Annotated in this window: 7 protein-coding genes, 1 tRNA gene and 1 pseudogene; 4 read left to right on the top strand and 5 right to left on the bottom strand. The window is 64.1% G+C overall.

The genetic code is table 11. The features are described 5' to 3' along the window. The first annotated feature begins 20 nt into the window (after positions 1–20). Positions 21–1517: a sugar ABC transporter ATP-binding protein gene (locus H8B02_RS43865; protein ID WP_229171994.1), complete on the top strand. Its 1497-nt coding sequence runs from the start codon at positions 21–23 to the stop codon at positions 1515–1517. An 18-nt stretch (positions 1518–1535) separates the two neighbouring features. Here H8B02_RS43865 and H8B02_RS43860 read toward each other — a convergent pair whose 3' ends face one another. The 5 genes from H8B02_RS43860 to H8B02_RS43840 all read right to left on the bottom strand — a co-directional run bounded on the left by H8B02_RS43860 (position 1536) and on the right by H8B02_RS43840 (position 5561). Continuing rightward, positions 1536–1910, bottom strand: coding sequence for an acyltransferase family protein (locus H8B02_RS43860; RefSeq protein WP_229171993.1), 375 nt, complete (start codon positions 1908–1910; stop codon positions 1536–1538). 34 nt (positions 1911–1944) lie between these two features. Further along, positions 1945–2883 (bottom strand): sterol desaturase family protein, encoded by a 939-nt coding sequence (locus H8B02_RS43855; protein WP_229171992.1) that lies wholly within the window; start codon positions 2881–2883, stop codon positions 1945–1947. A 506-nt stretch (positions 2884–3389) separates the two neighbouring features. Continuing rightward, positions 3390–3656 (bottom strand): hypothetical protein, encoded by a 267-nt coding sequence (locus tag H8B02_RS43850; protein ID WP_229171991.1) that lies wholly within the window; start codon positions 3654–3656, stop codon positions 3390–3392. 196 nt (positions 3657–3852) lie between these two features. Then, a tRNA-Arg gene (locus H8B02_RS43845) sits at positions 3853–3929 on the bottom strand. A gap of 153 nt (positions 3930–4082) precedes the next feature. Then, positions 4083–5561, bottom strand: a complete 1479-nt coding sequence (locus H8B02_RS43840) for a sensor histidine kinase (protein ID WP_176534089.1) — start codon at positions 5559–5561, stop codon at positions 4083–4085. 364 nt (positions 5562–5925) lie between these two features. On the opposite strand from H8B02_RS43840, the gene rpmH reads away from it, so the two are divergent. The 3 genes and pseudogenes from rpmH to H8B02_RS43825 form a co-directional block, all read left to right on the top strand. Continuing rightward, positions 5926–6060: a 50S ribosomal protein L34 gene (gene rpmH / locus H8B02_RS43835; protein WP_008542748.1), complete on the top strand. Its 135-nt coding sequence runs from the start codon at positions 5926–5928 to the stop codon at positions 6058–6060. Between the two features lie 32 nt (positions 6061–6092). After that, positions 6093–6488 (top strand): ribonuclease P protein component, encoded by a 396-nt coding sequence (gene rnpA / locus H8B02_RS43830; protein ID WP_229171990.1) that lies wholly within the window; start codon positions 6093–6095, stop codon positions 6486–6488. A gap of 3 nt (positions 6489–6491) precedes the next feature. Further along, positions 6492–6726, top strand: a pseudogene (locus H8B02_RS43825) (membrane protein insertase YidC); the annotation flags it as partial.

Here is a 6726-nt window from a genome sequence, read left to right as displayed (position 1 = left end):
CTTGCCGAGGAGGTCGGCTCATGAGCGATACCGTGCTGTCCCTGCGCAAGGCCACCAAGCTTTACGCCGGCGTGCCCGCCATCGAAGGCGTGGACTTCGACCTTCGCCGCGGCGAGATCCACGCGCTGGTCGGCGAGAACGGCGCCGGCAAGTCGACGCTAACGAAAGTGATGGCCGGCGTCGTGACATTGACGTCGGGCAGCATGACGGTCGACGGCTCCGACGTCGCGCCGCGCACGCCGCTCGAGGCGCGCAATCTCGGCATCGCCATGGTGTTCCAGGAGAACAGCCTGGTGCCGACGATGACCGTGGCGCAGAACCTGTTTCTCGGGCAGGAGAAATTCTACAACAGGCTGCGCGGCATCTACATCGCCGCCCAGCAATTCCTGCAGTCGCTGAATTTCGACGTGACGCCGACCGCGACCGTGAGCGGGCTCGGCGCGGCCAAGAAGCAGATGGTGGAGATCGCGCGCGCGGTCCTGCATAAGGCCAAGGTCATCATCTTCGACGAGCCGACCGCATCGCTGACACCTGAAGAGAAGAAGTATTTCTTCGACCTCGTCCGTGACCTCAAGAAGCGCGGCGTCTCGATCATCTTCATCTCGCACGCGCTGGAAGAGGCCTTGCTGCTCGCCGACCGGATCACCGTGCTGCGCGACGGCAAGCACGTCGTCACCGACGATGCGGCGAAGTTCGACCGGGCGGCGATCGTGCAGGCGATGGTCGGGCGCGACCTCTCCAACACGCTATACGGCGCCAGGAAGACCAGCGTCCGGCCCGCCGGCGCGCGCGTGCTCACGGTGCAGAATCTCAAGATGGCGCCGATGGTGAAGAACAATTCGCTGTCGGTGTTCGCCGGGCAGATCACTGGCGTGTTCGGCCTGGTCGGCGCCGGCCGCACCGAAACCTTCAAGATCGTATCCGGCGTGTTGAAGCGCGACTTCTTCCATGGCGGCGAGATCCTGCTGCATGACAAGCCGGTGCGCTACCGGGTTCCGGCGCCGGCGGTGAAGGCCGGCATCGCCTATGTGACCGAGGATCGCAAGGTCGAGGGGTTCTTCGAGACCGCCTCGATCGCCCGCAACATCTATCTCGGCCTGCTCTCGAAGTTTCCCGCCGGCCGGATGATGCTGTCGCGGCGCGAGACCAACACGGTGGGCAAGACCTGGACCCAGCGGCTGAAGGTCCGCGCCATCGGAGACGAGGCCAGGGTGGTCGAGCTTTCAGGCGGCAACCAGCAGAAAGTGGTGATCGCCAAGTCGCTGGTGCAGGAACCCGAGCTGATCATCTTCGACGAGCCGACCCGCGGCGTCGACGTCGGCGCCATTGTCGAGATCCACGAGCTGATCAACCAGCTTGCCGACGAGGGCAAGGCGGTGGTGGTGATCTCATCCTATCTGCCCGAGATCATGGCCCTCTCCGACCGCATCCTGGTCTCGCGCCAGGGCAAGGTGGTCGAGGAATTCTCCGCAGTCGAGGCGACCGAGGAGAAGATCATGTACGCGGCGATCCACTGACGCCGCTTTACGCATGCATTACGGCCGGCCCGCCACGCCATACCGGAACACGATCGCGCGCCCGAACATGATCATCGGGCGCTCGACCAGCCGGTAGACCAACCAGGATACCAGCAAGGTGAGGCCGGCGCAGATCAGCATGGTGGCGATATCGCCGATCTGTCCGGTCAATGGCACGAACCGGTAGACCGTGACGTCCACCGGCCAGTGCAGCAGATACATCGAATAGCTGATCAGCCCGATCCGCGACAGCAGCAGCGAACGCGGCCGGTCGAACCTGACGGCCGCAAGGAACACCACAAACGCGAGCGCGTAGGCGATGAGGACGGGCGTCAATCCTTCCATGATGAAATTGTCACCGCGGGCCAGCGAGAAGGCGGCAACCGACGGCACCGCGACAATCTGCGCAACGACCAGCGCCAGCGTGCTACTTTGGAGCGATGGTCCCGGTTACCTTCAGTCTCGCCGACCTCACCCAACCCGAGACGTCGTTGCCCATCCCTCGATTGAGGTACATCACCGACGACCAGCCGTCATTGGTTTGCGCACAGGCGACGAGCTCGTCATTCGGAATGACGAACACGCCGCTGATCGGGCAGTGAAGATTCGGCGCCGAGTAGAATTGCAGCCGTCCCTTGCCCGTCACCACATTGGCGAGCGGCGGCGACAGCATCGGGACGCGGCTGGTGCCCGCCCGCGGCTCCTTGCAGTTCGACGGCGTCTGCGCGTGCACGGTCGCACCGAGGCCCCCCAGGATCAGGGCACTGCAGACGATGCAGGCTACACTGTTGATGATGTCCACTCGCTCGGCAGGCACGAGGCCCGTTGCAGGATACTCGTCCGGCTTCGGCACCCAGGCGGTGCCGAACAGAATGTCCAGGAGTGGGAAGAAGGCTGCAAAGTTCTTGTCGCGATGCTCGGGATGGATCGAGTGATGGATCCGGTGCCATTGCGGATTGTTGACCCAGGTCACAAACCGGCCGAGCGGGATGCGGACGTTGAGATGGGCGCATGTATCGGGGATAAAGAAGATAAATCCGACAGCTATCGCCATGTCCGGCGGGACGCGAAACAAGATCGCCATAATCGGAAGGAAGGCGTCGGACAGCACCCTCTCAAACCAGAAATGCCGACCGCCGGTAATGAACGTAACGCCGTTCGCGCTGTGATGGAACGAGTGCATCGCCCGAAGAAACGGGATCGCGTGTTGGAGGCGATGGTATGTGTACTTGTAGAGATCGAGCGCGACCACGACGATTGCGAGAGAGACGTACCACCAGTAACCGTCGGTCGGTAACTTGATCCAACCGACACCAGCATAGCTCGCAATTGCGCCCGCGCTGATCGCCGCGATCGGAGCGAGCATGTGCGACAACCCGAGGCTCACGACCACCGCGAGCCAATCATCACGAAACTCGGGGTAAGGAACGTCCGCAATCGGCCACTTTTTTCCAGGATGCGACTGCCATAGACGATGCCCAGAAATACCGCCACGTAAAAAACGGCGTTTGCGATGTCACTCGGCATGAGGGATGACTCGCCGATTCAATAGGATGGACAAAAGGAATAAAAACACTCCGTCCCCTATAAGCTAAAAACCTTTCTCAACGGTCGGGCGCGCGCAAGCAGGGTTTCCTTGAGCCCGATTCTGACGGGCCGTCGCGGTTGTTGCGGCTACTGCCTGCTCGATCAAAAATGTCGGACGCGTTTGCTGCTTCTGCGCGGCGGCTATGGCAAACCGTTGGCCCGGAGATAACGGAGCTGATCGTTCTACTCGCGAGCTCAATTCTGTTTAAGCACGCCGCGACTTGTGCGGGACGAAAAAGCCCGCAACGTCGTCGCGGGCTCTCTCCAAGGGTTCGGCGATGCCGGTTAGGGCAGCGAGCGGTCCGCCCGGACCGAAGCCCGTGCAGTCGTGACCTTGCTTCGCGGCGTCAGGACGTGGAGCTGATGCGGCGTGGCCGCCGTCGCGGCAGCCGCTGCCTGCTCGTGGACGTTGGCGGCGCCAAGCACGCCAGCCTGCACCGGCGAGATCGGCAATCCGGCGGCTTCGAACGTCGGAAGCTCGGCGGCGGACGCGACCGTTGCACTCGCGATCGCGAGGGTGGTGGCAATGATGGAAAGGGAAATCTTGGTCACTTGAAGGCTCCCTCGATGGGTCTCGAGGAGCAGAGGTAGGCTCACTTTGTTGCAATGCAACAAAGATGATGCCGCATCGCACAAACATTTGATGGCCGCGACACCCCGACAACTGGAAATCGCGGCGCGGCCGATGCCCTTGGCGGATAGCAAGCCCGGCACGCACCGCGAAAAATCCAATGGAAACAAAGTTGAATGGCGCGCCCGGAACGATTCGAACGTCCGACCCTCAGATTCGTAGTCTGATGCTCTATCCAGCTGAGCTACGGGCGCCTTTTTCGCGGTGGGGCTTAAGCCCGCACGGCTCCGGGAGCCCCGGAGCGTCGCGAAAGAGCGCTCTAGCTACAGGCTCCCGGTCCGGTTGGCAAGGTCTGCAAGCGCCAATTTCGGCCGCGGTTTAAGCCGCCCTGGGTTACCGGAAAGGCCTCAGGCCCTGGCCCGCTCGCTGCGAACCGACAGCAGTTCCACCGGGCGATCCGGGATCGAGATCTGGAACGTGGCGCCGATGGTGCCCTCGACCAGATGGATATGGCCGCCATGGGCGCGGATCAGCTCGGCGGCGATCGCAAGGCCGAGCCCGCTGCCGCCGGGGCGGCCGGAGGTCTGGAACGCCTCGAACAGATGCTCGCGCGCCTTGGCCGGCACGCCGGGGCCGGTGTCGGAGACCTCGATGATCGCAACCGTGCCCTCGCGGCGGCCGGTGATGCGGATCTGCTGGGCTCCGCCATCGCTGTCCTGCCGGCTTTCCAGGGCCTGCGTCGCGTTGCGCACCAAATTGAGCAGCACGCGGAACAGCTGGTCCGGATCGGCGTCGATGGTGAGGCCGCGTTCGATCGCGCTGATCCAGGTGATCGAGACATCGGTTGCAAGCCCGGCAGACTCGCGCACCTCGGCAACCGCAGGCTCCACCATGATCACCCGGCGGTCGGGCGCCGCCTCCTGCGCGCGGCCATAGGACAAGGTCGACTGGCAGAAGGCGATGGCGCGCTCCAGCGAGCGCAGCAGTTTCGGCGCGAAGCGCTGCACCCGCGGATCGGGCACGCTGGCGAGCTGGTCCGACAGCAGTTGCGAGGACGCCAGCAGGTTGCGCAGGTCGTGATTGATCTTGGAGACGGCGAGCCCGAGCGCGGCAAGCCGGCTCTTCTGATGCAGCATCGAGACGAGGTCGCGCTGCATGTCGGAGAGCTCGCGTTCGGCAACGCCGATCTCGTCGCCGCGCTGGCTGGGCACGATGATTCGCGCCGAACTCTCCGGATTCTCGTGGAAGCCGACCAGGCTCGCGGTCAGCCGCCGCATCGGGCGGACGAACAGATAATGCAGCGCCAGATAGACCAGGCCGGCGGTCAGGCCGGCGATCAGGAGCGCGACCACCAGCACGTTGCGCGAGAAGCGGTACATCGCCTGCCGCAGCGGTTTCTCGTCGATCACGACCTCGATGAATTGCGCCTGGCCCGGCGCGGGTCCCACCACGCGGATGGTCTGGTCACCGTGCTCGAGCATGATCTCGAAGGCATCGACGATCGCCGACCACACCGTCATGGCCCGCATGTCGACATCATGGTCGATCGCGGCCGGCAGGTCGGCGCTGGCGAGCAGGCGGCGCTGCTGGCCGAGCTTGATGGCGACGGCGCGGGCGCCGATGCTGGTCAGGATCTGCCGCGCCAGCGAATCCGGCACCAGGCCGGACGGGGCGGCATCGAGCACCAGCGCCGCGGTGTTGGCGGCAGCCAGGCGGTCATTGAGCCGGTTCATCCGGAAGTTGGCGATCGCTGGCACGTAGATCAGGAGCCCGGCGATCATCACCAGGGGGATCGTCAGCAGCAACAGCTTGCCGGACAGCCCGAGCCGAAGGGGCGGCTTGGGCCGCTGCTTCTGCGCGGTCGCCTGATCGTCAGTTAGAGCCACAAGATAAGGCCTTGTTTGGCTTAGGGGTCGGAAGATGCGGCCCGGCCCCCAAGCCGGTCAAATTACGGATCGCTAATGTCGGCGGTTCCCCGAACGCCCCAAAGCGCTCCTCACCGGCAAAAACCCCGCGAAAACAGTTATATTCGCCCCAATTGCGACGTTTCAAAGAAGCCTCTTTGCGACGCCTTGTGACATTGACGAAAACAGGGCGCTCGCTTATAAGCCGCGCCAACTGTCCGCGATGGCCCGGTTCTTGACCGGGGGCGGCTCATTTGGGGCCGTAATCGGCTCGCTTGGGCCTGCCAGCATCATCGGACTCCATCTCAATACAACGGCAAATTGCCCGGTCAGCGGAGAATTACCCGTGAAGCGGACTTATCAACCCAGCAAACTGGTGCGCAAGCGCCGTCACGGCTTCCGCGCCCGTCTCGCCACGGCCGGCGGCCGCAAGGTCCTCGCTGCGCGCCGTGCGCGCGGCCGCAAGCGCCTGAGCGCCTGAGCCCGGACGTCTCCTCTCCGGAGATACCCATTATGGATCGGCTGAGGCAGCGGGCGGATTTCCTCGCCGTTGCCAATGGCGCACGGGCGAATACCGCAGCTTTTGTGCTGCAGGGCCGTCGTCGCGACGATCAGGGCCCGATCCGCGTCGGCTATACCGTCACCAAGAAGAACGGCACCGCGACCGAGCGCAACCGCATCCGCCGCCGGCTTCGCGAAGTGATAAGACGGGTCGATGCCGTATTCATGCGGCCGCACCATGATTATGTGCTAGTCGGCCGTCGTGACGCGCTGACCCGCGACTTTGCGACCATGATTGACGACCTGCGGTCGGCGCTGCGCCGCCTCGACCGGCCTGCGCCCAAGACGGGTAACAACAAGGCGGGTAACAAGAGCGCTCCCAATCCGAATGGAATGACGAGACCCTGAGAGATGTCCGACAACCGCAACACGATCATCGCCGTCATTCTGTCGGGCCTCGTCCTGATCGCCTGGCAATATTTCTATAACGTGCCGCAGATGGAGAAGCAGCGCGAGGCGCAGCGCCAGGCCGAACTGTTGAAGCCGGCACCGCAGGCGACCCCTGGTGCTGCTCCCGGCGCCGCTCCCGGAAGCTCCGCGACGCCGTCACCGACAGCCGCCGCGCCCGGCGCCGACGCTCCGGTGG

It is taken from the genome of Bradyrhizobium altum, from assembly GCF_020889705.1.
GTDB classification, from domain to species: Bacteria; Pseudomonadota; Alphaproteobacteria; order Rhizobiales; family Xanthobacteraceae; genus Bradyrhizobium; species Bradyrhizobium altum.
The sequence above is the reverse complement of the archived record's forward strand: the minus strand, read 5'-3'. Positions and strand labels throughout refer to the sequence as shown.